This window comes from Amycolatopsis sp. EV170708-02-1 (assembly GCF_022479115.1).
In the GTDB taxonomy this organism is placed as follows: domain Bacteria; phylum Actinomycetota; class Actinomycetes; order Mycobacteriales; family Pseudonocardiaceae; genus Amycolatopsis.
The window spans coordinates 6,555,420-6,580,033 of sequence record NZ_CP092497.1 but is presented as its reverse complement, the minus strand read 5'-3'; the positions used below and the strand labels follow the sequence as shown (position 1 = coordinate 6,580,033).

Here is a 24,614-nt window from a genome sequence, read left to right as displayed (position 1 = left end):
GGCGGAGCAAAGGAGCTGCGATGTCGGTGGAGCGCGGAATCGAACACGCTGCGCAGCCTCCCGCGGCACTTCCCCGCAAACTCGCCGACATTTTGCGACCGGAGCTCGGCAGTCTCGCCAACGAGATCGTCGACGAGATCCGGGCGACCATCCCCGCGTACGCGCGCCCGCTCGACGGGCCCTACGGCAAGTCGATCCGCGCGGGCGTCGAATACGCGATCACGTTGTTCGTCGCGCAGATCGCGGATCCCTCCGTCTCCAAGGAACAGTCGCACGAGGTCCACCATCGGCTGGGGCAGAACGAGATGCGGGAGGGCCGCAGCCTCGACACCCTCCAGTCGGCCTACCGGGTCGGTGCCCGGGTCTCCTGGCGGCGCATCATGCGCGTCGGCCGCCGCAGCGGGCTCTCGTCCGCGGTGATGTCGCAACTGGCCGACGCGATGCTCGCGTTCATGGACGAACTCGCGTCCGTCGCGCTGGACGGTTACCTCGAAGCGAAGGCGCGCACCGCCGGCGCGCTGGACACGTGGCGCCGCAAACTGCTGCACCTCGTGCTGGAGACCCCGCCCGCGCCGTCGAAGGCGATCGCGGAACTCGCGCAGCTGACCGGCTGGACGGTCCCCGAACGCGCCACCCCGGTGGTGCTGCACCCGATCGGCGACACCGTCAGACCCCGGCGGCACAACGCGGTGGATTCGGACGTTCTCGCCGAACTCGACTGCGCTGAGCCGCGTCTTCTCGTCCCGGGCGAGCTCTCGATCGCCCGCCTGGCCACTCTGCAGGCCGCGCTGCCGGAGTACCGGCTGTCGATCGGCCCGTGCCGCCCGCTGGATTCCGTCGCCGATTCCCTCCGCTGGGCACGCGAGGCCCTGCACCTGTCCGAGCGAGGCATCATCCAGGCCCGCCGCGTGATCCGCGCCGAAGACCATCTCGCCACCCTGCTCGTGAACGCCGACGCCGCGCTGACCTGCCAGCTGCGCGATCGCCTGTTCGCCCCGCTCGCCGAGATGACCGGGAAACAGCGGGAACGGCTGCTCGAAACCCTCCGCGCGTGGCTCGACAGCCAGGGCAACGTCGTCGACATCGCCGAGCGGCTCCAGGTGCATCCGCAGACCGTCCGGTACCGCATGCGGCAGCTGCAGGCGACCTTCGGTGAGCACCTGCGTGATCCGGGGGCGCGGTTCGAGATGGAGCTCGCGCTGCGGGCCGGTGGCGCGCCCGCCGGTTACGCGCTGCCGGAGGTGCTGCCGTCGCCGCGCAAGAGTCCACAGTGGACGCCGAGCTGAGCGGGGAAGCGACCGGCACCGCGCCCGGGTTCGCCGCTCCGCGCTTCACGAGAAGCGCGGGGCCTTTGTGGTCAGCGCCCGGAGGGCGGTGTCGCGTTGGGACACTCCCGTTCCGGCGTCCGGGGCAGGCCGACCTGGTTGACACCGAAGCAAACCTGGTTACCTGGGCCCGAGGACATCCCGCTTAGCAGCGAGTCGAGGTTCTCCTTGACACCGCAGCCGGCGAACCTGGGCAGCGTGAAGCCCCGGTACAGCGGGTCGGGCGAGTCGGGGTCGGTCCGCAGGACACCGCCGTATGCCGTGTCGTACTTGGTTCCCCGCAAGTTCAGTTCGAACGGTTCGGCCGTCACACAGTTGTCACCGACACCGAGGTCGACGCCGTTGACGGTGATGTTGCTCAGCTTGCCGTAGCCCTGGACCTTGACGGTCGCGGTCGAGCTGCCGTCGGGTTCGGCGATCACGGTCCCGGCGGCGTCGATGAGGGTGTTGCCGGTGCGATAGTCGGTCGGGAGTAGCTCCATCGTCCCGGTGATCGGCAGGAAGCCGAAGCCGAGAAGGTTCAGCTTGCTCGGCGGCTGGAGTGCCGTGCCGCTGATCTCACTCGTCGTCCGGTCGAGATAGACCTTCCAGATCGCGTTGAACATGAACCCGGGCTTCAGCCTGGCGACCGCGCCGACCTTGCTGATCGTGGCCGTGTTGATCAGCTCGAACGGCAGCAGCGGGATGACGATGATGTTCGGGTCCGGCGGGTCGTCCGCGGTGCGGACCTCACCCCGCGGCTTCTGTTCGCCGGGCTTCCCGGTCCTCTGCTCGAGCGGCTTCAACGGCAGCAGCGCGACAGTGCCGAGTGCCGGATCCTGGCCGGGACCTTGGACGCAGGTGATCGGCTTGAGCGGGGTTCCGGTGGCCGGGACGGTGAGCGCGAGGGACGGTGCGCCGGTGGTCAGCTGGAGCTCGCCCTCGACCTTCATCACGATGTCGGGGACCTTGCCGGTCGCGACCAGGATCAGGTCGCCGGTGGTGGGCACCTTGGTCGCCGGAATGGTGAGAGTGACCGGGACCGGGGTCTTCTTGTCCTCGCGGGTCGCCGTGAGTTCGACGGTGGCGGCACCCTCGATCTCGGTCACGTCCCCGAGCGCGCCGGCGGGTATCGCGAAGGTGAGGGAGAAGTCCTTGACGTGGATGGGTTTTCCGGTATCGACGACCTTCGGCAGAGTGGCCTTGGTGTCCACTGTGACCGGTCGTTCGCCGACCGGATCAGGGAAGACGCAGGTGTTCGCCAGGCTTTTGTGCGCCGGCTCGGCGCCCTGGAGCGGCGGTATCGGCTTGGCCGCCGGATCGGTCGCCGCCGAGCCGGTCAGCGCGCCGTTCACGCCGGCCAGCAGGATCACGCCCGCGATCACGGGAGCCCTCCCGAGTATCCGGCGAACCTGCTGCGTCATGCGGTCTTCCTCTCGTGTCCTGCGTGGAGGCCGTGCGGGGCGGGCGTCCCCGCCCCGCACGGGTGGTTCATCAGGTGATCGGGATCGCCGGGCTGAACGCGCGGTTCTGCGCCGGGTTGGTGTTCTTCACCGTGCAGTTGAAGTTCCACGCCGTCCAGGTGCCGTCCTTCTTGTGGAAGTCCAGCGGAGCGTTGATCGTGGTGCCGAGGGAGATCACGCCCGAGCCGGGAACGCCCGCCGTCAGCGTCGGAACACTGGTGCCGGCGTCCTGGACGATGTTGAACGACCGGGGGCCGGGCACGTACGGGTTGATCTGGGTCGGAACGTCCAGGTTGGTCACCGTCGCCGACGTCGGGGTGGCGTTGGTGGCGGTGATCGGCATGTTGGCCTTGCCGCGCACGCCGTCGTAGTTGGCGGCGTTGAGCAGCGCGTTGATGGTCGCGTTGATCGTCGCGGTGCCGCCGACGCTCGACGGAGTGGCGGTGCCGCCGGAGGCGACCGAGTCCGGCCCGACGAAGTTCGCCTTCACGTCCAGCTGCTGCTGGCCGATACCGGGGAAGTTGCACATGTAGGCGACGGTGCCGGTCGCGTAGGTGGTCGCGGCAGCGGCCGTTCCGGCGGTGAGCACGGCGACGGCGCCGAGCACGATGCCGGTGGTGGCGACGCCTGCCGACAACTTGCCAAGTCTACGGGACATACCTGTCATCTCCTTTGATCCAGTTTACGTCTCGGGCGGCTTTCCCCATGCGCCTTTCGGCGGATTTTTCTGATCAAATATGCTCGACTCGAGCGGCTTTCTCGGTGGTGGGGTAAACCGAGGTTACCCGCGAGTTATGTACGTAACAAGGATTCATGTCGACATGTTTCGAAGTGGATGAGACGTCCGTTCTTTCTTGTCAGCGGGCGCTGAATGCGATTATGAAGTTTGTCCGTGGATGACAAAGAGGCGGCCGATCGGTGCAGCCGGGTTAACATTCGGCGCATGTCTTCCGAGAATCGACGATCGGCATCACGACGGGTAGCGGGCGTCGCGATTACCGTAATGATCGCAACGGTTTCCCTTTGCGGTACGGCGAGCGCCGCGCAGACCGGCGAAGCGCGGCCATGGGGGAGCAACGACTACGGGCAGGGGACCATACCGGCCGCCGCGCTCGGCGCCAGTGCGGTCTCCGCCGGCGCGATCACCCATCTCGCGCTCAAGGACGGCGGGGTGATCGCCTGGGGGAACGACAGTTACGGCCAGTTGACGGTTCCGGCGGCGGCCACGTCCGGCGTCTCGGCGATCGCCGCGGGCTGGGCGCACGAACTGGCGCTCAAGAACGGCGGCGTGATCGCTTGGGGCAATGGCTTCTATGGCCAGAACGTGGTGCCGGCGACCGCCACTTCGGGCGTCCAGGCGATCTCCACCAGCGCCTACTTCAACCTGGCGCTCAAGACGAACGGCAGTGTGGTGAGTTGGGGATCGCGAAGCGTTGTCCCCGCGACGGTTTCTTCCGGTGTCACGGCGATCTCGGCCGGTGGGGACCACGGGCTCGCGCTGAAGAACGGCGGCGTGATCGGGTGGGGCAGCAACGGAAAGGGCCAGATCACGGTGCCCGCGGCGGCGACCTCCGGGGTCAGCGCGGTCTCGGCGGGACTCCGGCACAGCATCGCGCTGAAGAACGGCGGCGTGATCGCCTGGGGCGACAACTTCTACGGCCAGGCCACGGTTCCGCCGGAGGCGCAATCCGGCGTGGTCGCCATCGACGCGGGCTTCAACCACAACGTCGCGCTGAAGGCGGACGGGAGTGTCTTCGCCTGGGGCAGCAACGTGAAGTCCGAAAGCCGTGACACCAGCACGGAACCGCCGACGGACTTCTGGAAGTTCTCCGGCGTGTGCGCTCCGGTCTACGCCGTTTCCGCTGGTGACAGCACCGGCGTCGCGCTGGTCGACCCCACGGCGCCGTACTTCTGCTGACGTGGAGTGCTGGGCCTCGTGAGTGGTAAGGACGGTTAGAACCGTCCTTACCACTCACGAGTTTTCAGGACAGGTTCGACTTCATGCTCAGGTTGATCGTGTTGTCCGGTCCCGAGATCAACGCCCCCAGCGCGAGGTCGTTGATGAAGCAGTCCTTGAACTCGGGGATGGTGAACGTCCCCGAAGACGGGATGGTCGGCGCGAACAGGTCGACGTTCTTCGACACCAGGGTCAGGTCGAGCGGCTTGACGGTCTTGCAGGCGTTCGGCACCGTCGGGAGCGGGATGACCGGCCAGAACAGGCCGACCACGATGTTGTCGATCAGCATGTTCGCCTGCGAGTGGGTGGTCAGGTCGCCGTTGGCGAGCGTGCCGGTGACCGGGCCGGTCGGCTCGATCCGCACGCGGGCCTTGATCTTGAAGACCCCCGAGACCAGCGAGATGTTCGCCGTCGACGGCGGCAGGGCCAGATCGCCGCGGATGCCGACGTTGTCACCGTCGATGACCAGCGCGCCGTTGAGCTGACCCGGGCCGAGATCGAGGGTGCCGCCGGTCTTCTTCACCGTGGTCGTCCCGGTGACGGTGTAGGACACCGGGATCTCCACCGGGTCGTCCGCCAGGGCCGGGGTCGCGGCCAGGCTGCCCGCCATGGCGAGCGCGGACGTGAGTGCGACGACCGTGCCGAGACGGCGACGGGCTGTTTTAGGGCGCGTTCGACCGAACATGGGAATCTCCTCGTTTTCTCTCCTGGTTTACAAAGCGGATTACCTGGGGATGAGGTCGGTGATGACCCAGTTGTCGCCTTCGCGTTCCGCGGTGATCGAAAGCTGCGCCGCGGCCGCCGTCGAAGAATTGTTGTCGGCCCGGACGGCCGCTTGATCGAGGAATACCAGCAGCCTCGCTTTCCCGCCGCCGAGTTCTTGGACGGCGGATGAGGAGACCCGGGTGGTGAGGACGAGTTTCTGTGCCGGAGCCTTTTCCCGGACTTGGGCGAACAACCTGTTGTAGGAGTCCAGCGCCTTTCCTCTCAGCACCGCGGCCGCCGCCTTTTCGGTGACATCGGTCCGGTCGTAGGAATAGGAGAAGATCTTGTCGAGCGCCACCGTCACCGCGGAGTTCACCTCGGCCGTGGCGCCGACGTCGGTGAGCGCGGTGTTGGCCGCCGACGGCGCCGCCGAGATCGACCTCGCCTCCAGCGTGAACCACGCGCCGGCCGCCACCAGCACGGCCGCCGCGAGCAGCAGGATCAGTGACAGGTCCGGCCGGCGGGGCGGCTTCCCGGCGGCCTCTTCGGTGGTCTCTTCGGCCGTGGTCTCGGGCTCGGCCTCCGCAGGGACATCGGCGTCGGTATCGGCCGTGGCGGTCATCGCGCACCCACCGGCAGCTGGTCGAGCGCGCTGAGCTTCCAGCCCTCGTCCGTCCTGGTCAGCCCGGCGGCGAAGCGGTTGCGTTTCGTCGTCGGTGCCGAGCCTTCCTTCGCCATCGTGATCTCCACCGAAGCCAGCATCTTCGCCGTTCCCGCGTGGTCGTCGAGTTCGCTGATCGCCGCGTCGAGCACCTTGCCCGTCGAGACCGTCGCGTCCTTGGTGAGCGTCCGCCTCGTCGCGTCGTCGGTCTTGCCCAGCTGATCGCGCAGCGGACCGGTGGACGCGGCGAGCCAGTCGGCGATGCCCTGGTCGACCCGGTGATGGTCGAGGCTCGTCAGCCGGGCGACGAGTTCGCGGCCGGTCTTCAGCGCTTCGTCACGGGAGTTCCCGTAGGACACGGCCTCGGAAGCCGTCGCGGTGAACCAGGAGTACCCGGCCCAGCCCGCGAACGCGCAGGCCGCGGCGAACACCGCGATCGCGATCTTCAGTTTCGGAGCCACAACATCTCCTCGAGGCTGGTGGACGTCGGCTGGCCGTCGGCGCCGAAGCCGCCGGGGATCGCGGCGGGCGGGACGCCGCCCTTCGGCGCGTTCTGCGAGCCGCGGACCGAACTCGCGTTGCCCCTTTCGAGCGTGCACGCGGCACCCGTGTTGAACGGCAGCGGTGAGAGCTCCGCGCTGGTGCGGACCTTCGTGCCCTCGTAGCCCTTGGTGCACGGCATCGGGTCGAAGAAGGTCAGGACCAGCCCGACCTTCCCGGACTGCTCGTCGACGGCCGCGTTCACCGCGGACACCGCCTTCGGGGTGTTGATCAGCAGCTGCCGGAGTCCGTCGGTGCGTGCCGAGAACACGTGCGACGTGGTGAGCAGGTTCGCCAGCAGGATCGGCAGACCCGGTTCGTTGTCGCGCAACAGCCCGGAGAGCTGCGTCGCCGCGTCGGGCGCCGTCGCGATCAGCCGCCGCAGGTCACCGTCCGAACGGGACAGCTGCTCGGCGAACTGCTTGGCGTTGCCGCTGAACTGCCGCCAGGCCTGCGACGAGTCGACCTGGGTCTTCAGCACGGTCGAGCCGTCGGTGATCAGCTTCTCCGTCTGCGGCAGGTGATCCGACGCCTGTTTCGTGAAGTCGGTGGTGGAATCCAGCAGCACCTGCAGGTTCGCGCCGGAGCCGCGCAGGGCGTTGTCGAGTTCGTCGACCACGGTCCGCAGGTCCTCGGTCGGCACGGACGCGGTCAGCGAGTCCAGATCGGTCAGCAGATTCTGCACCGGCAGCGGCACGGTGGTCGCCTCGCGCGGGATGACCGAACCCTCGGCGAGGAACGGTCCGTCGCCGGTCCGGGGTTGCAGGTCGACGAACTGCTCGCCGACGGCGGACCGGTTCGCCACGACCGCCCGCGAGTTCGCGGGGATCGGCGGCGCGTCTTCGTCGATCAGGAGATCCGCCTCCATCCCGCCGTCGGTGAGCCGCAGTTCGCCGACCCGGCCGACGGCGACGCCCCGATAGGTCACCTCGCCGTTGGTGAACAGGCCCCCGCCGTCGGTCAGCGCGAGCTTCACGGTGTACCCGCTCGCCCCGAAGAGCCGGCCGAGCCCCGCGTAGCTGGCCCCGACGAACGCCGTCGTCGCCAGGGCGAGGATGACGAACGCGATCACCTGGATCCGGACACGGGTGGTGAGCATCAGCTACCTCCGGAGGACGGCAGCGGAAGGGTCGGGAGCCCCGGCGGGACCCCTTCACCAGGAGGCGGGAGTTCGACGCCCGGTGCGGGGATCATCGTGGCGTAGACGTTCAGATAGTCGCCCTTGATCCCGTCGCGGACGGCGTCGGTGAACGGGAACGTCGGCAGGATCTCCAGCGATTTGGGCAGGCTCTCGCCGGCGTCGGCCAGCCGTTTCAGGATCGGCGCGAGCGCGGTGAGGTCCGCGACGAGGTCGGCGCGGCTCTTCTTGATCACGTCGACGCCGACCCCGGAGAGCCGGTCCAGCGACTGCAGCATCGAGACCAGCTGCGTGCGCTGATCGGAAAGGCTCTGCAGGCCGGGGGTGAGATCGGTGAGCGCGCCTTCGACCTGCTTCTTCCGGTTCGCCAGCGTGGCCGAGAGCTGGTTGAGCCCGTCGAGCGCCGAGGTGATCTCGGAGCGGTGGGAGTCCAGGTTGGACACCAGCTTCTCCACAGTGGACAGAAAGGACCGGATCTCCTCCTCGTTGCCGTCCATCACCTTCGACAGCTCGCGGTTGATGGTCTGCAACTGCCCGATCCCGCCGCCGTTGAGCAGCAGGGACAGCGCGCCGAAGATCTCTTCGAACTCCGGGTTGCGGTTCGTGCTCGCGACGGGGATCACGCCGCCGTCGCCCAGCCTGCCCTCGGCCTTCGCCGCGCTGGGGGCGAGCTCGATGAACTTCTCGCCGAGCAGGCTGGACTGCCGCAGCCGCGCGATGGCGTTGGCGGGCAGCTGGACGTCGCCGTTGACCGCGAGGACGGTCTCGGCCGTCCAGCCGTCTTCGGCGAGCCTGATCGTCTCGACCCGGCCGACCGGGACGTCGCCGACCTTCACCGCGGCCTGCGGGACCAGGTCGAGCACGTCGGCGAACTGCACGGTCACCCGGTACGGATGGTCGCCGATATCCGCGCCGCCGGGCAGCGGCAGGTCGTAGACGCCCTTGAAATCCGACGAACACGCGGTGAGCGCGAGGCAGCACGCGGTGAGCGCGGCGATCGCCCGTTTCGTGGCCATCAACGCCCCCCGGTGTAGGTGTCACCGGCGACGGGCAGCGGGAGCGGCGCGTATTCGAGCATGTTGCCGCGGCTCTGCAGCTTGCCGGTCTTCGGGTCCACGGCTTCGAGCACGTTCGTCACCGCCAGCGGGATCGTGTCGAGGGTCTCGGCCAGCGCGGCGCGTTTGTCGACCAGCGTCCCGGTGGTCGCCGCGAGCTTGTCCACATTGGACTTGATCAGCGCGCGGTTCTCCTTGATGAACTGCTGGATCTCCGCGAGCGCGCCGCCGAGGCCGTTGAGCGCGCGGGCGAGCTCGTCCTTGTTCGCGGCCAGCGTCCCGGTCACCGAGGCGAGCTGCCTGTTGACCTCGCTGACGTTGCGGTCGTTGGTCGCCAGCATCGAGGTGAACCGCTGCAGCTCGTCGACGGTGGCGAACAGGTTCTGCGAGTTCCCGGACAGGGTTCTGGCAAGGTCGGCGAAGTTGCGCACCGACTCGTTGAACGATTTGCCGTTGCCCTGCAGGTTCTTCGCGCCGGTGCGCAGCAGCTCCGAAAGCGCGCCGTCGGCGTTCGCCCCCTTGGGGCCGAGCGCCTTGGCGAGCGTGTCGAGGCTGGCGTAGAGCTGGTCGAGTTCCACCGGGGTGCCGGTGCGCTCGACCGGGATCACCGCGCCGTCGTCCAGGCGGTTCCCCGCACGGGTGAGCTTGGTGAACTGGACGTACCGGTCCGCCACCACGCTCGGCGCCACGACCAGGACGTTCGTGTCGGCGGCGATCGGCGTCGCGCCGTCGACGGTCAGCACGACCTCGACCTGTTCCCCGCGTGGATTCACCGATTCCACCTGGCCGACCCGGACGCCGAGCACGCGCACGTCCGATCCACTGTAGACACCGACCGCGCGCGAGAAGTACACCGTGACGCGGTCGAGCCCGCTGCCGGAGAAGATCCACCAGAGGCCGCCGACGACGGCCAGCGCGAGCACGAGCGCGAGGGTGACGAATCTGCCGATCACCGGCGGCCTCCCGGGATCTTCGGGGTGCAGGGGTCGCGGTTCTCCGGGACGAGGCCGCACAGGTAGCTGTCGACCCAGCGCCCGTTGCCGAGCGAGTTGTTCACCACGCGGAAGTACGGCGCGGCGAGGTCGAGGCTCTTGGCGAGATTGTCGTTCTGCCGCTGCAGGATGTCGGTCACCTCTCCGAGCTTTCTGAGCGCTCCGCCGAGCTGGTCCTTGTTGTCCTTCACCAGCCCCGAAAGCTGGGAGGCGAGCTGCTGCGAGCCGGTCAACAGGTCGTGGATCGCCTGGCGGCGGTTGTCCAGTTCGGTCAGCAGGAGATTGCCGTTCGAGAGGAGCTTGGCGAAGTCGTCGTTCGAGTTCGCGAGCGTCGTGGTGAGGCCGTGCGCGTTGGATAGCAGGCTCGCGAGCTCACTGTCCCTGGAGGACACGGTCTTCGACAGGGACGTCAGCCCGTCGAGCGCCTTCTTGATGTGCTCGGGCGAGTTCTTGAACGTGTCGGACAGCGTCGTGAAGCTCTCCGCGAGCTGATCGGTGTCGATGGCGCCCGCGGTGTCGGCCAGCCCGTTGAAGGCCTCGGTGACGTCGTAGGGCGTCACGGTCCTGGTGCGCGGGATGACCTGCTTCGGATTCTGCACCGTCTCGCCGGTCGGGCGCAGTGCGAGGAACTTCCGGCCCAGCAGGGTCTTGATCTTGATCTCGGCGGCGGTCTTGTCGCCGACCCAGGCGTCCTTGACCCGGAAGCTGACCACCACGTGGTCTTCGGCGAGCCGGACGTCGCTCACCTCGCCGACCTTGATCCCGGCGATGCGGACCTCGTCGTCCTCCTGCAGGCCGGCCGCTTCGGAGAATTCGGCCTGGTACGTGGTCCCGGCGCCGACGATCGGGAGGTTCTCGTAGTTGAGCGTCGCGGTCAGTACCGCCGCTGCGACGGCGCTGCCGACGAGACCGACGACTATCGGATTCCGTTCCTTGAAGGGTTTCACGACGTGCACCTCTCCGCCGTCGCCGGTACCCCGCGGGGAGGCGTGGTCTTGAGGACGGCCGAGCACAGGTAGAAGTTCATCCACGATCCGTAGGAGCCGATCCGCCCCAGGTCGTTCAGTTTCCCGGGGAGGACGGTGAGGAAGTTGTCGACTTCGGCCTTGCCTTCGTCGGTCGTCAGCTGGCCGGAGAGCAGGCCGAGTCCTTCGATGCTGTCCTTGAGCGGCTTCCTGCCCTGTTCGAGCAGACCGGCCGTCGCCGTGGTGAGTTCCGCGAGGCCCGAGACGGCTTCCCCGATCTCGGTGCGGTCACCGGCGAGGCCCGTCACCAGTTCCTTCAGCGTGGAGACCAAAGTGGACAGCGCGTCGCCCTTGCCGTTGATGCTCTTCAGCACCGTGTCCAGGTTCGTGATCACCTCGCCGATCACCTTGTCGCGGCCGGCGAGCGTGGTGGTCAGCGAACCGGTGTGCGCCAGCAGGCTTTCCACCGTGCCGCCTTCGCCCTGCAGCACCTGGACGATCTCGCCGGAAAGCTGGTTGACGTCCTTCGGGGACAACGCCTGGAACAGCGGTTTGAAGCCGTTGAACAGTTCCGTGAGATCCAGCGCGGGGGTCGTGCGCTCCAGCGGGATCTCCGCGCCGGGCTCCAGGAAGTCGCTGGAGCCCTTGCCGCGTTCGAGGGCGATGTAGCGCTGGCCGACCATGTTGCGGTACTTGATCACCGCGGTGACGTCGGCGGGCAGCCTGCGCTGGGAGTCGAGGGAGAATTCGACGCGAGCGAGGCTGTGGTCGGCGATCTCGAGTGCCTCGATCTGGCCGACCCGCACCCCGGAGATCCGGACGTCGTCGCCGACGTTCAGCGACGTCGCGTCGAGGAATTTGGCGCTGTAGTTCCTGGTGTCGCCGAGGCCGGTGTTCGTGATGGACACCGCCAGCAGCACCGTCGCCAGCGTCGTGACGACGACGAAGATCAGCCCCTTGAGCAGGGGACTCACGAAGTTCCTCATCGCAGGGTCACCTCCGTGCCCCGGTAGAGCGGGCCGACGAGCACGCTGCCCCACGCGGGAACCTCGGCCGTCGGAACGCCCATGGACGGCGCGAGGAGCGTGGAGATCAGTTCCCGTTCTTGCGGCGAGTTCGGCAGGCCGAGGTCGCCCTGCACACCCGGCAGCGCGGCGGTCTTCTCGCCGCTCGCCGCGATCCCTTGGCCCATCAGGCCGTTCGACGGGTAGCAGCGCGGTTCACCGGTGGCGTTGTAGACCGGATCGTCCTTGCCGGGGACGTATTTGCCGCGAGGCTGGGTGATGACGATCTCCGCGTGCAGGCCGGGTTCGTCGGTTCCGGCGCCCAGCACCTTGTCCATCTGCGGCTTCAGCTTGGCGAGCGCGTCGAGCGTGCAGGCGAAACTGGGCGAGTACTTCGCGGCGACCTCCAGCGGCGCGCGGCTTTCGGCGGCGAGCGCGATGATGTTGGCGCGGTTGTTGGCGAGGAATGTCGTGACCTGCTGGGACGACGACGTCACCTGCTGGTACACCGAGGCCAGCTCGGCCCGTTTCTCCTTGACCGTGTCGAGCGTGACGGCCGAAGCGCTCAGCGCGTCGAGCAGATCCGGCGCGATGTCGCCGTACAGCTTCGAAACCGTGGCGAGGTCGCGGATGTTGTCGTTCAGCGCCGGGAGGTTCGGGTTGAACTCCTTCAGGTACGCGGCCGCGGTGGCGAGCGTGTCGCCGATCTGGTCGCCGCGGCCTTCCAGCGCGGTGGCGACCGTGGTCAGCGTGGTCGCGAGCTTCTGCGGCTGCACCGCCTTGAGCAGCGGCAACAGGTTGTCGAAGACGCGCTCCAGCTCGATCGCGTTGGCCGACCGGTCCTGGGTGATCACGTCGCCCGAACTCAACGGTCCGGCCTTCGTCCCGTCCGGAATGGACAGTTGCACGTACCGCTCACCGAACAGCGTCTTCGGCACGAGCAGCGCGGACACGTTCTTCGGCAGCTGGGAGACCTTCCCGGGCTCCATCGCCAGGTCGATCTCCGCGCCGCCCGGTGTGGCGCGGACTTCGCGGATCTCGCCGACCACCACGCCGCGTGCCTTGACCTGCCCGCCGGTGCGCAACTGGTTGCCGACGCGGTCCGCCTGCAGTGTCACCGGCACGGAGTCGACGAAATCCTTCCGGTAGATCTTGATCGACAGCAGCACGAGAGCGGACATCACCACGAGGAACAGCACCCCGGCCGTCCTGACCCCGGCTTTGCGCAGCCCGCGCCGGCTCATCCGGCCACCTGCACCGTCGTGGTCGCGCCCCAGATCGCGAGGCTGAGGAAGAAGTCGAGCACGCTGACCGCCACGATCGCGGTCCGCACGCCACGGCCGACGGCGACCCCGACACCCGCCGGGCCGCCACTCGCGCGGAAACCGTAGTAGCAGTGGGCGAGCACGATCACGACACTGAACACCAGCACCTTGCCGAACGACCAGAGCACGTCGCCCGGCGGCAGGAACAGCAGGAAATAGTGGTCGTAGGTGCCCGCGGACTGGCCGTAGAACCAGACGGTGATCTGGCGCGACGCGAGATACGAGGTCAGCAGGCCGATCGCGTACAACGGGATGACCGCGAGGAAACCCGCGATGATCCGGGTGGTCACCAGGTACGGGACGCTGGGGATGCCCATCACTTCGAGCGCGTCGATCTCCTCGGAGATGCGCATCGCGCCGAGCTGCGCGGTGAACCCGCAGCCGACCGTGGCCGACAAGGCGAGCCCGGCCACGAGCGGCGCGATCTCGCGGGTGTTGAAGTACGCGGAGACGAACCCGGCGAACGCCGACGTGCCGACCTGATTGAGCGCCGAATACCCCTGGAGCCCGACGACCGTGCCGGTGAACACGGTCATCCCGATCATCACGCCGATCGTGCCGCCGATGACCGCGAGCGCGCCGCTGCCGAAACTGACTTCGGCCAGCAGGCGGGTGATCTCCCGGAGATAGCGGCGCACCGCGCGCGGCACCCAGGCGAGCGCCTTGAGGAAGAAGAGGATCTGGTCGCCGAGCGTGTCCAGGAATCCGAACCGGCGGTCGACGGCTTCGCGTACGCGCGTCGTTCGGGTGGGTGTGGTCGTGACCATCAGCTGCCCTTCGCCGGGACGAGCTGCAGGTAAAGCGTCGTCAGCACGAGGTTCAACAGGAACAGGAGGAGGAACGTGATGACCACGGATTGGTTCACCGCGTCACCGACGCCTTTCGGGCCGCCTTTCGGATTGAGCCCGCGATAAGAGGCGACGATCGCCGCGACGAAACCGAAGATGACCGCTTTGATCTCGCTGATCCAGAGGTCCGGAAGCTGCGCGAGAGCGGAGAAACTGGCCAGATATGCGCCCGGTGTCCCGTTCTGCATGATGACGTTGAAGAAATAACCGCCGAGAACGCCGACCACGCTGACCATTCCGTTGAGGAATGCGGCGACCCCCATCGCGGCGAGCACCCGCGGCACGATCAGGCGCTGGATCGGGGAGACCCCGAGCACCTCCATCGCGTCGATCTCCTCGCGGATCGTGCGGGACCCGAGATCCGCGCACATCGCCGAGCCGCCCGCGCCCGCGATCAGCAACGCGGTCACGATCGGGCTGGCCTGCTGGATGATCGCCAGCACACTGGCCGCGCCGGTGAAGGACTGTGCGCCGATCTGCGCGGTCAGCGAACCGATGTGCAGCGCGATCACCGCGCCGAACGGGATCGCGACCAGCGCCGTCGGCAGGATCGACACACTCGCGATGAACCAGAACTGCTGGATCAGCTCGCGTGCCTGGAATGGCCGTCGGAAGGTCAGGCGGACGACGTCGAGGCCGAGCGAATAGAGCCTTCCGGTCTCCCGGATCGCACCCGCGCCGGGGAATGAGGGTGCGCCAGTCCGGACGCCCACGCCGACCCTCCCGTTTTCCGGGCACGGCGAATACACCCCAGCTTGCGCAATTCCTATGCTCCGAATGGCGGAACGGAATCGTTGACGAGGATCAACGGGGTGTTACCGTGCTGTTTGCTACTGGTCGGTACGCTAATCACGCGCCTGCCTGGTGACAAGAACTTCGGTGTGATCAAGACGTCACGTCCTGGTAACCGGTGAATTCTTGTCTTTTTCTGACAAAGGCGAGCGGGGATCTTGTCCGTTCTTTCGTGATCGGCGGGGCGTTGGTCCATTCGTGGCGCCGGACCTTCATGTACTTCCGGTCTGCCGGATGAGCCGAAAGTCCGTGAAGGCCTCCTTGAGGGACCCAGAGTCCCTCAAGGAGGCCTTCACGAACCTGCCGCCGACCTGCGTCAGGGCGGGCGTCAGCGCGTCAGTTCGGCGACCAGTTCGTACGACCGCACCCGATCCGCCTGGTCGTGCACCATGGTCGTGATCATCAGCTCGTCGGCGCCCGTGTCCGCGAGCAAGGTCTCCAGTCCCTTGTGGACCGTCTCAGGCGAGCCGATGATGCTGCTCGAAGCCCGGTCCTCGATGAACACGCGCTCGATGTCGGTGTACGGGTACGCCGCGGCGTCCTCCGGCGTCGGCAGCGGGATGGGGCGGCCCTTGCGCAGGCTGAGGAACGTCAGCCCGCTGGGGGCGGCGAGGTACTGGGCGCGTTCGTCGGTTTCGGCGGCGACCACGGAGACGCCGAGCATCACGTACGGCTCGTCGAGGACGTCCGACGGTTTGAACGCGTCGCGGTAGAGCGCCACGGCGGGCAGCGTGTTCTCGGCGCTGAAGTGGTGCGCGAACGAGAACGGCAGGCCCAGTTCGCCCGCCATGCGCGCGCTGAAGCCGCTCGATCCGAGCAGCCACACCGGCGGCTTGTTGCCCTCGGCGGTCACGGCGTTGACGGCGCGCTGGTCGGAGTGCTCGAAGTAGGCGAGCAGTTCCGCGAACTGCTGCGGGAAGTTCTCCGCGCTGAGCCCGCCGGGGCCGCGCAGCGCGAGCGCGGTCCGCTGGTCGGTGCCCGGCGCGCGCCCGATGCCGAGGTCGATCCGGCCGGGGTGGAACGCCTCCAGGGTGCCGAACTGCTCGGCCACCACCAGCGGCGCGTGGTTCGGCAGCATGACCCCGCCGGAGCCGACCCGGATGCGTTCGGTGGCGGCCGCGACCTGGCCGATCATCACGGCGGTCGCGGAGCTCGCGATACCGGGCATGTTGTGGTGCTCGGCGAGCCAGTACCGGTGATAGCCGAGGGCTTCGGTCCGGCGGGCGAGGTCGAGCGTGTTGCGCAGCGAATCCGCGACACCGCCTCCGGCCACGACGGGCGAGAGGTCGAGCACGGACAGCGGGATGTCAGGCAAAGAGGTCACGCCCCGGTACAACGCGGCGGGACCCCGATCCCTTCCCGCGTCTGTCAATCGATCGAAATTAACCGTCCCGATGTACCCGGTACTCGGTGGGGTTCCCCCGTTTCCACGGTACGGTTGCCCCCGAATGCGAGGGTGGGAAAACCACTGAAAAGAAAGGATTGAGGGTGCCGCGTCCGGAACGACCTTTGGACCCCGGCGACGATCCGTTGCTGGGGTTCGCCGCCGATCTCCGGCGTCTGCGGGAGAAGGCCGGGAACCCGACGTACCGCGAGCTGGGCAGGCGCGCCCACTACTCCGCGGGCACCCTCTCCGAAGCCGCCGGTGGGAAGAAGATGCCCAGCTTGGCGGTGACTTTGGCGTACGTCCGGGCGTGCGACGGCCCCGAGGAGGAGTGGACGGCCCGATGGCACGACGTGACCGAGCGGACGCGCGGCGGAGTCGATGATTCACCGGTTGCCCCGCTGAATGGGGAATCGGTCCCTTATATCGGTCTGGCCGCATTCGGGCCGGATGACGCGGGCCGATTCTTCGGTCGCGAACGACTTGTCGGAAAACTCGTCACGAGGCTTTCGGATCAACGATTCTTGGCGGTTCTGGGGGCTTCCGGTTCGGGTAAGTCGTCGTTGCTCCGGGCGGGCCTGCTCCCCGCGCTCGCCGAAGGCTCCGTGACCATGCTGATGACCCCGGGGTCGCGGCCGCTGCAGGAGTGCGCCGTCCAGTTCGGCGCCGCGCTCGGGCTCGCGCCGGGCGGGCTGCTCACCGAACTCACCGAACATCCGCGCAACCTCGGCCTGGCCGCCCGTCAGCTGGTCGCCGACCGCGAGGGTGACGTCGTGCTGGTCGTCGACCAGTTCGAAGAGGTCTTCACGCTCTGCCAGGACGTCGACGAGCGCGCAGCCTTCCTGTCGGCGCTGGTCACCGCGACGACCGAACCGGAGAGCCGGACGAGGGTCGTCCTCGGTATCCGCACCGACTTCTACACGCATTGTGCGCGGCATCCCGAGCTGGTCGAGGCCATGCAGGACGCGCAGATCCTCGTCGGCCCGATGAGCACCGAGGAGCTGCGGCAGGCCATCTCGCGACCGGCGATCGACGCCGGGTACCGCGTCGAGAACGCGCTGGTCTCGCGGCTCGTCGCCGACGCGACCGGCCAGCCCGGCGTGCTGCCGCTGCTTTCGCACGCGCTGCTGGAGACCTGGCGCCGCCGCCACGGCAACACCCTCACCCTCACCGGCTACGAGTCCACCGGCGGGATCGAACGGTCGGTCGCGCAGACCTCCGAGCACACCTTCACCTCGCTGAGCGAACACCAGCAGCGGCTGGCGAACCAGATCTTCCTGCGGATGACCGCGCTCGGCGAAGGCACCGAAGACACCAAGCGCCGCATCACCCGCGAAGAGGTGGATGCCGACGACCCGGACGTCGCCGTCGTGCTGGACAGGCTGGCGTCTTCGCGGCTGGTCACCCTCGACGACAACGGCATCGAGATCGCGCACGAGGCGTTGATCCGGGGCTGGCCGCGCCTGCGCGAATGGCTCGCCGAGGATCGCGAGGGCCTGCGCGTGCACCGCCAGCTCACCGAAGCGACCGACGCTTGGGAATCGGTCGGCCGTGACGACGGCTGGCTCTACCGCGGCGCGCGGCTGTCCATCGCCAGGGACTGGGCGGGGGAGCACGAGAGCGCGCTTTCCCAGCGTGAACGCCGGTTCCTCGAGGCGAGCGTGGCGATCGAGAACCAGGAGCAGGCCGTCGCGCGGCGCCGCACCCGGCGGCTGCGCCAGCTGGTCGCGCTCCTGGCGGTCCTGCTGGTGCTGGCGACGGCAGCGATGGTGTACGCCGTCCGGGCCGAGCAGACCGCGACCGCCCAGCGCAACAGCGCGCTCGCGCAGAAGGTCGCCGGACAGGCCATCGAGATGCGGATGACGAACCCGGCGCTGGCCGCGCAGCTCGCGCTGGCGGCGTACCGCGTCGATCCGAGTGTGGACACCCGCGGCAGTGTGCTCGCGATGTTCGAGTCGCCGTACTCGACCCGTGTCCGAGGGCACGGCCATCGCGTCAACGCGACCGCGCTGCGCGGCGACGGCCAGGTGATGGTGACCGGCAGCTGGGACCAGACGGCCAAGCTGTGGGACATCAAGGATCCCCATCGCCCGAGCGAGCTGGCCACGCTGACCGGGCACACCGGCAACGTCAACTCGGTGTCCTTCAGCGCCGACGGCGGCGCGGTCGCGACGGCGGGCTGGGACAAGACCGCGCGGCTGTGGAACGTCGCCGACCCGGCGAAACCCGGGCAGGGAGTGCTGGTCGGGGAGCATCCGGGCCGGGTCAACGCGGTGGCGTTCAGCCCGAAGGCGGCGGTGCTCGCCACCGCGGACGGCGAGGGCACGGTGCGCCTGTTCGACGTCCGTGACCTAGCGAAACCGGTGCTGGCGGCCACGTTGACCGGGCACACCGGCAACGTCAACGGCCTCGCCTACGCCCCCGACGGGCGGACACTCGTCTCGACCGGCGCGGACAAGACCGCGCGGCTCTGGGACGTGGCCGACCCGGTCACGGCCAAACCGCTCGGAGTCGTGAACGGGCACACCGCCGGGGTCCACTCCGCGGCGTTCAGCCCGGACGGCCGGACGCTCGCCACCGCGAGCATCGACCAGACCGCGCGCCTGTGGAACGTCGCCGACCCCAGTGCGCCGTCACCGCTGGGGACGATCGACGCGCACAAGTCCATCGTGCGGTCCGTGGCGTTCAGTCCCGACGGGACGACACTGGCCACGACCGGTTTCGACCGTGCCGCGCGGCTGTGGGAGGTCACCGATCCGGCGAAGCCGCGCCAGAAGCCGGCGCTCGTCGGGCACACCGCGGCCGTGGTCTGGGCGGTGTTCTCCCCGGACGGCCGCACGCTGGTGACCGCGAGCGACGACCAGACGGTGCGGATGTGGGATCTGCCGGGGCCCGCGATCAGCGGTCCGGCGAGGTCGGCCTGCCGGGCGGTGTTCAGCGCCGACGGGAAACTGCTGGCCACCGGCAGCCAGGACGGCGTGGTGCGCCTGGTCGACGTCTCCGACACCCGCAACCCGCGGGAGGTGGGCAAGGTCGCCGGTTTCGGCCAAGGCGTCTGTGGTCTCGCGTTCAGCCCGGACGGCCGGGCGCTCGCCGCCGGCTCCTGGGATCACACCATGCGGCTGATCGACGTCACCGATCCGCGCAAGCCGGTCGACGTGGGCGTCTTCTACCGGCCGTCGGACGAGATCGATCCCGTCGCGTTCAGCCCGGACGGCCGGACGCTCGCGACCGCGGGTTCCGGGCACACGATGAAGCTGTGGGACGTCGCCGACATCCGGCGGCCCGTCGAGCTCGCGACGCTGGCCGGGCATGAGGACGACGTCCATTCGATCACGTTCAGCCCGGACGGCCGCACCCTGCTCAGCGGAGGCTGGGACCACACCGCCCGGCTGTGGGACGTCTCCATCCCGAAGGCGCCGAAGCAGCTTTCGGTCTTGAAAGGACACTCCGACACGGTGTTCTCGGTGGCCTACAGCCCCGACGGGAAACTCGCCGCCACCGGGAGCGCCGACCGCACGGCCCGGCTCTGGGACGTGACGGATCCGGCGGCACCGCGGGAGGCCGCGTTGCTGGCGGGGCACACCGACAACGTCATCTCGGTCGCGTTCAGCGGCGACCGGAAGACCTTCTCGACCGGCAGCTACGACCGGTCCGTGCGACTATGGGATGTCTCCGATCCGGGATCCGTCCGCGCATCGGCGAACCTGACCGACGACGTCGACCGGGTCAACGCCGTGGCGTTCGCCCCCGATGGGCATACGCTCGCGGGTTCGGTCGCGGACGGCAGCGTGCGGTTGTGGGAGACCAGCCCCGAGCGGGCGGCCGAACGCATCTGCGCGACGGTGTACCCGCGGATCACGGCGGACGAGTGGGAACAACACCTGCCGGGGCTCGATTACGCGCCTCCGTGCCCGTGACCACGGCCGATTCGTTGTTCGGCGTTGTTGTTCGGTGGAATCGCCGTGACACCGAACAACGAAGAGGCGCTAGAAATACCCCTGGACGTGCGATGCGTCCCCACATCGTTCACTCACCGGGGGTCTGAAGGGCTCCTTCAGGGCATTCACCAGTGTCCTGAAGGAGCCCTTCAGCTTTTTCGCCCCCGATCACGCGAGTTACGCCCCCAAGCACGCGAGTCGCGCGTCCAGGCACGCGTGTCGCGTCCTCAAGCACGTGTGTCGTCCGTTCGATCACGCGTGTCGTCCGTCGAGGCACGGCGAACCCGCGTGCTCGAAGGCCGAACTCGCGTGCTTGAACGCGCGACTCGCGTGACTGGGCCCGTAACTCGCGTGATTGAACGGCGAACTCGCGTGATCAGGCGGACGACACCCGTGATCGGATGGACGACACGCGTGATCAGGCAGCCGGGATCCAGTCCGGGTTGGACGCCAGGACGGTCAGCTGCTGGGTCGCGCGGGTCAGCGCGACGTACAGCACCCGGCGGCCGGTGGTCGACTCGGTGATGAGGTCGTTCGGCTCCACCAGCACGACGGCGTCGTACTCGAGACCCTTGGAATCGAGGCTGCCGACGACCTTGAGCCGCTCGTCGGAAAGCTCCGCGAGCCAGCCCTCGACCTCGGGCACCCGGTCCATGGCGGTGATCACGCCGACGGTGCCTTCGACGGCGCCCATCAGCTCCTTCACCGCGGCCTGCGTCGCCGCCTCCAGGCCGGACGCCTCGACGGGCCGGACCTCCGGCGTGACGCCGGTCTGCCGCACCGCGCGCGGAAGCTCGTCGGCCTCCGCGTGCCCGGCGACGACCTTCGCGGCCAGGTCGAAGATCTCCGCCGAGTTCCGGTAGTTGGTGCGCAGGGTGAACCGGCGGCGGGTCGTCTTGAGCCCGAACGCCTGGTCCCGCGCCATCGCGGCCTCGGCCGGATCCGGCCACGAACTCTGCACCGGGTCGCCGACCACGGTCCAGCTCGCGTACTTGCCGCGCCGTCCGACCATCCGCCACTGCATCGGCGAGAGGTCCTGCGACTCGTCGACGACCACGTGCGAGTACTCGTCGTAGTGCTCGGGCCGGGTCGGGGCGCCGCCGCGCTCCGGGTTGACCTCGACGTTCTGGCGGGCCCGGCGGCTCTTGGGCGGCGTGCCGATGAGGACGCGAAGCTCGTCGAGGAGCGCGACGTCCGCGATGGTCCAGCCGCGCGAGCGGTCGGCGAAGTCGGCCGCGAGCATGCTGATCTCGTTGCGGTTGAGCAGGCCCTTCGCCGCGGAGGCGAGCCGCTTCTCGGTGCCGAGCCAGCGCAGGATCTGCGCCGGGTACAGGATCGGCCACCAGACCACGAGGAACCGGTGGAACTCGATGCGCTCGCCGAGCTCGGTGATCAGCTCGGCCTTGTCGATCTGACGGCCGTCGTCCTTCGCGTGCTGCTCGGCCTTCGCGGCGAGCGCGTCGAGCAGCAGTTCGGCGGCGCGTATCCGCGACCGGTTCGGCGGCCCGCCCGCGGTGTGCACCTTGCGGCGCACCTTGTCGAGCTCGCGCGCGTTGAGCCGCAGCACCTCGCCGCGGTAGACGATCTTCATGTCCTCGGGCGCGTCTTCCGGCGTGTCCCGCAGCGCGCGCAGCAGGATCTTGCGCATCCGCAGCGATCCCTTGATCGCCGCCAGGGGAGCCGGGTCCTGCCGGGTGGCTTCGAGGCCGTCGAGGACCTCGCCGAGCGCGCGCAGTTCGACGTTCGTCTCACCCATCGACGGCAGCACCCGCGAGATGTAGCTGGTGAACACGCCGGACGGGCCGATCACCAGCACGCCCGCGCCGCCGAGCTGGCGGCGGTGGCGGTAGAGCAGGTACGCCGCACGGTGCAGCGCGACCGCGGTCTTGCCGGTGCCGGGGCCGCCGGTGATCTCGGTGACCCCGCGCCACGGCGCGCGGATGACCTCGTCCTGTTCCTTCTGGATGGTGGCGACGATGTCCCGCATCTTCTCGCCGCGCGACCGGCCGAGCGCGGCCATCAGCGCGCCTTCGCCGACGATCTGCATGCCGTCGGGGACCGCGTCGGCGATCAGGACGTCGTCGTCGACGTCGAGCACGTTCTGGCCCGAGCACCGGATCACCCGGCGCCGGACGACGTCCATCGGCTCCTCGGCCGTCGCCTGGTAGAACGCCGCGGCCGCGGGCGCGCGCCAGTCGGTGACGAGGTTGTCGAACTCGGCGTCGCGGATGCCGAGACGGCCGACGTAGATGTGGTCGTTGTCGAGGTGGTCGAGCCTGCCGAAGACCAGGCCCTCGTATTCCGCGTCGAGGGTCTGGAGGGTCTGATTGGCGTGATACACCATCATGTCCCGTTCGAACAGCATGGACGCCTGCTCGAAGATGGCTTCCCGCCCGGCGCCATGGCCGATCTCGTAGCCCTTGGTACGCATGGCCTCAGCCTGGGCTCGCAGTTCGGCGAGCCGGGTGTAGACGGTGTCCACATGGGCTTGCTCGATGGCGATCTCGGCCCGTCTGACCCGAGGTTCGGACACGCAACGCTCCTAAACGCTTCTATCGCCTCCGAGGGCGAAGGACGACTCTACGCGAGCTGGGCGGAGGCTTCACCAAGTCCCGGCCAACGTCACGGTGGAAGGCGTTGAGGCACGATGCTCCAATGACCAGGATCGTGGCGGGGACCGCGGGCGGCAGGCGGCTGAAGGTCCCGCCGAAAGGCACGAGGCCCACCTCGGAACGCGTACGCGAGGCGCTGTTCAACGCGCTGGAGGTCGCCGGCGAGCTGCAAGGGGCCCAGGTCCTCGACCTTTACGCCGGTTCGGGCGCGCTCGGGCTGGAGGCGTTGTCCCGCGGCGCGTCGGGCGCGCTGTTCGTCGAATCGGACCGGCGCGCGGTCGACGTGCTCAAGGGGAACGTCGCCGCCCTGGGGCTCGGCGGCACGGTCCGGGCCGGGGCCGTCGAGTCCGTCGTGGCCGCTCCGGCACCGGAAACCTTCGACATCGTCCTCGCCGACCCGCCCTACGCTGTGGATTCCACCCGCCTGGGGGAGGTCATGGCCGCGCTCGCGGCGAACCGGTGGATCACGGACGGGGCGCTGGTGGTCATCGAGCGGGCCGCGCGGGACGGCGAACCGGACTGGCCGGTGGGCTTCGAGCCGATGCGGACGAAGCGCTACGGCGACACCGCGCTCTACTGGGCCGAATATCAGGTGTGACGCAGAACGCGCAGAACGCGCAGGGGGGCGCCGCCCTTGGTAGCGTCCGCGCCATGCGGCGTGCGGTCTGTCCCGGGTCCTACGACCCGGCCACCAATGGACATCTCGACATCATCGAGCGGGCGTCGAAGCTGTTCGACGAGGTCGTCGTCGCGGTGGGGGTGAACAAGAGCAAGAAAGGCCTGTTCACCACCGAAGAGCGGATGGACATGCTGCGCGAGATCACCGCGAAGCTGCCGAACGTGCGCGTCGATTCCTGGCAGGGACTCCTGGTCGACTACTGCCGCGAGAACGACATCATCGCGGTCGCGAAGGGCCTGCGGTCGGTCAGCGACTTCGACTACGAGCTGCAGATGGCGCAGATGAACCGCGAGCTGACCGGGCTCGAAACCCTGCTGATGGCGAACAACCCGGCGTACGGCTTCGTGTCGAGCTCGCTGGTCAAGGAGGTCACCGCGCTCGGTGGCGACATCGAGCACCTGGTGCCGCCGATAGTGTTCAAACGCCTCTCGGAGAAGTACTCCGAACGAGGTTGACCCGAACGGCCGAAGCCGTTGGTCGGGCGCTGGTGGGCGGCGATGAAGAGTTCATCTCGACGCCTTCTGGTGAATACATGATCGGGTTACGGTCCGAAAATGACCAACAAACGATCGCGGATCGCCGCCGCGCTGCTCGTTCTGCTTGTCACTCTTTTCAGTGGGCTGAGCGCCGCGCAGGCCACGGCCGCTCCCGTCTCCGTCCAGCAGAACCCGTGCGGGGATCTCACCGGGTTCAAGCACGTGTCGCTGTCGTCGCTGCCCGCCGAGGCGACGACGACCTACAACCTCATCCAGAAGGGTGGCCCGTTCCCGTACCCGGACAAGGACGGCACGGTCTTCTCGAACCGGGAGAACATCCTCCCGAAGTGCGCGTCGGGCTACTACCGCGAGTACACGGTCCCGACGCCGGGCTCGCCCGATCGCGGTGCGCGCCGCATCGTGACCGGTAACGCCGGCGAGCACTTCTACACCGCCGACCACTACAAGACCTTCTCCGTGATCGACGTCGACGGCACGCCCGCGCCGTCCTGCGGCGACACCTCGAAGCTGACGAAGATCGGCTACTCGACCCTGTCGTCCGCGGCGAAGTCCGTGGTGGACAAGGCTCGCGGCGGCGCGACCGGCACGGTCTACGAGAACCGCGAAGGTGTGCTGCCGTCGTGCGCCGCCGGCTACTACCAGCTGTTCCCGGTGGGCACGAGCGACCGCGTGATCTCCGGCAAGGGCGGCGAGATCGTCTACACGCCGGACCGCTACGTCACCTTCAAGCTGGTGAACCTCGCCGGCTGACC

21 protein-coding genes are annotated in these 24,614 nt (G+C 68.5%); 6 read left to right on the top strand and 15 right to left on the bottom strand.

The features are described 5' to 3' along the window. Window positions 1–20 precede the first annotated feature (20 nt). Window positions 21–1,286, top strand: a complete 1,266-nt coding sequence (locus tag MJQ72_RS29885) for a CdaR family transcriptional regulator (RefSeq protein ID WP_240594397.1) — start codon at window positions 21–23, stop codon at window positions 1,284–1,286. A gap of 71 nt (window positions 1,287–1,357) precedes the next feature. On the opposite strand, the gene MJQ72_RS29880 is transcribed toward MJQ72_RS29885, so the two are convergent. After that, window positions 1,358–2,728: a DUF6801 domain-containing protein gene (locus tag MJQ72_RS29880; RefSeq protein WP_240594396.1), complete on the bottom strand. Its 1,371-nt coding sequence runs from the start codon at window positions 2,726–2,728 to the stop codon at window positions 1,358–1,360. A 70-nt stretch (window positions 2,729–2,798) separates the two neighbouring features. Further along, a complete protein-coding gene (locus MJQ72_RS29875; protein WP_240594395.1) occupies window positions 2,799–3,425 on the bottom strand; it encodes a DUF6801 domain-containing protein in 627 nt (208 codons plus the stop codon). Between the two features lie 345 nt (window positions 3,426–3,770). Between MJQ72_RS29875 and MJQ72_RS29870 the strand changes: the two genes are divergently transcribed. Next, window positions 3,771–4,685 (top strand): hypothetical protein, encoded by a 915-nt coding sequence (locus MJQ72_RS29870; protein ID WP_240594394.1) that lies wholly within the window; start codon window positions 3,771–3,773, stop codon window positions 4,683–4,685. 64 nt (window positions 4,686–4,749) lie between these two features. On the opposite strand, the gene MJQ72_RS29865 is transcribed toward MJQ72_RS29870, so the two are convergent. The 12 genes from MJQ72_RS29865 to MJQ72_RS29810 all read right to left on the bottom strand — a co-directional run bounded on the left by MJQ72_RS29865 (window position 4,750) and on the right by MJQ72_RS29810 (window position 16,073). Next, a complete protein-coding gene (locus tag MJQ72_RS29865; protein ID WP_240594393.1) occupies window positions 4,750–5,409 on the bottom strand; it encodes a hypothetical protein in 660 nt (219 codons plus the stop codon). Between the two features lie 39 nt (window positions 5,410–5,448). Beyond that, window positions 5,449–6,051: a hypothetical protein gene (locus tag MJQ72_RS29860; protein WP_240594392.1), complete on the bottom strand. Its 603-nt coding sequence runs from the start codon at window positions 6,049–6,051 to the stop codon at window positions 5,449–5,451. Further along, entirely contained in the window at window positions 6,048–6,551 is a 504-nt protein-coding gene (locus MJQ72_RS29855) for a hypothetical protein (protein ID WP_240594391.1), read from the bottom strand. Before MJQ72_RS29855 ends, MJQ72_RS29860 begins: the two co-directional genes overlap by 4 nt. Further along, complete coding sequence (locus tag MJQ72_RS29850; protein WP_240594390.1) at window positions 6,536–7,729, bottom strand: MCE family protein; 1,194 nt, start codon at window positions 7,727–7,729, stop codon at window positions 6,536–6,538. Before MJQ72_RS29850 ends, MJQ72_RS29855 begins: the two co-directional genes overlap by 16 nt. Further along, window positions 7,729–8,784, bottom strand: coding sequence for an MCE family protein (locus MJQ72_RS29845; RefSeq protein ID WP_240594389.1), 1,056 nt, complete (start codon window positions 8,782–8,784; stop codon window positions 7,729–7,731). Before MJQ72_RS29845 ends, MJQ72_RS29850 begins: the two co-directional genes overlap by 1 nt. Continuing rightward, complete coding sequence (locus MJQ72_RS29840) at window positions 8,784–9,776, bottom strand: MCE family protein (protein WP_240594388.1); 993 nt, start codon at window positions 9,774–9,776, stop codon at window positions 8,784–8,786. The genes MJQ72_RS29845 and MJQ72_RS29840 overlap by 1 nt, the downstream gene beginning before the upstream one ends. Continuing rightward, entirely contained in the window at window positions 9,773–10,762 is a 990-nt protein-coding gene (locus tag MJQ72_RS29835) for an MCE family protein (protein ID WP_240594387.1), read from the bottom strand. Before MJQ72_RS29835 ends, MJQ72_RS29840 begins: the two co-directional genes overlap by 4 nt. Continuing rightward, window positions 10,759–11,766: an MCE family protein gene (locus MJQ72_RS29830; RefSeq protein ID WP_240594386.1), complete on the bottom strand. Its 1,008-nt coding sequence runs from the start codon at window positions 11,764–11,766 to the stop codon at window positions 10,759–10,761. The genes MJQ72_RS29835 and MJQ72_RS29830 overlap by 4 nt, the downstream gene beginning before the upstream one ends. After that, entirely contained in the window at window positions 11,763–13,028 is a 1,266-nt protein-coding gene (locus tag MJQ72_RS29825; RefSeq protein WP_240594385.1) for an MCE family protein, read from the bottom strand. Before MJQ72_RS29825 ends, MJQ72_RS29830 begins: the two co-directional genes overlap by 4 nt. Next, the gene (locus tag MJQ72_RS29820; protein ID WP_240594384.1) at window positions 13,025–13,876 is read right to left on the bottom strand and encodes an ABC transporter permease; all 852 of its coding nucleotides are present in this window, start codon (window positions 13,874–13,876) and stop codon (window positions 13,025–13,027) included. The genes MJQ72_RS29825 and MJQ72_RS29820 overlap by 4 nt, the downstream gene beginning before the upstream one ends. Next, window positions 13,876–14,670, bottom strand: a complete 795-nt coding sequence (locus tag MJQ72_RS29815) for an ABC transporter permease (RefSeq protein WP_016336400.1) — start codon at window positions 14,668–14,670, stop codon at window positions 13,876–13,878. The genes MJQ72_RS29820 and MJQ72_RS29815 overlap by 1 nt, the downstream gene beginning before the upstream one ends. A gap of 407 nt (window positions 14,671–15,077) precedes the next feature. Continuing rightward, entirely contained in the window at window positions 15,078–16,073 is a 996-nt protein-coding gene (locus tag MJQ72_RS29810) for an LLM class flavin-dependent oxidoreductase (protein ID WP_240594383.1), read from the bottom strand. A 185-nt stretch (window positions 16,074–16,258) separates the two neighbouring features. Here MJQ72_RS29810 and MJQ72_RS29805 point away from each other — a divergent pair, with 185 nt between their 5' ends. Continuing rightward, on the top strand, window positions 16,259–20,053 hold the full coding sequence (locus MJQ72_RS29805; protein ID WP_396427012.1) for a hypothetical protein: 3,795 nt from the start codon (window positions 16,259–16,261) through the stop codon (window positions 20,051–20,053). 439 nt (window positions 20,054–20,492) lie between these two features. Here the strand turns inward: MJQ72_RS29805 and MJQ72_RS29800 are convergent, their stop codons facing one another. Next, window positions 20,493–22,607, bottom strand: coding sequence for an AAA family ATPase (locus MJQ72_RS29800; protein WP_240594382.1), 2,115 nt, complete (start codon window positions 22,605–22,607; stop codon window positions 20,493–20,495). A gap of 122 nt (window positions 22,608–22,729) precedes the next feature. Between MJQ72_RS29800 and rsmD the strand changes: the two genes are divergently transcribed. The 3 genes from rsmD (at window position 22,730) to MJQ72_RS29785 (ending at window position 24,612) form a co-directional block, all read left to right on the top strand. Next, entirely contained in the window at window positions 22,730–23,284 is a 555-nt protein-coding gene (gene rsmD, locus MJQ72_RS29795) for a 16S rRNA (guanine(966)-N(2))-methyltransferase RsmD (protein ID WP_240594381.1), read from the top strand. Window positions 23,285–23,337: 53 nt separating this feature from the next. Next, on the top strand, window positions 23,338–23,820 hold the full coding sequence (gene coaD / locus MJQ72_RS29790; protein WP_240594380.1) for a pantetheine-phosphate adenylyltransferase: 483 nt from the start codon (window positions 23,338–23,340) through the stop codon (window positions 23,818–23,820). Between the two features lie 99 nt (window positions 23,821–23,919). Continuing rightward, entirely contained in the window at window positions 23,920–24,612 is a 693-nt protein-coding gene (locus MJQ72_RS29785) for a ribonuclease domain-containing protein (protein WP_240594379.1), read from the top strand. Window positions 24,613–24,614 lie beyond the last annotated feature (2 nt).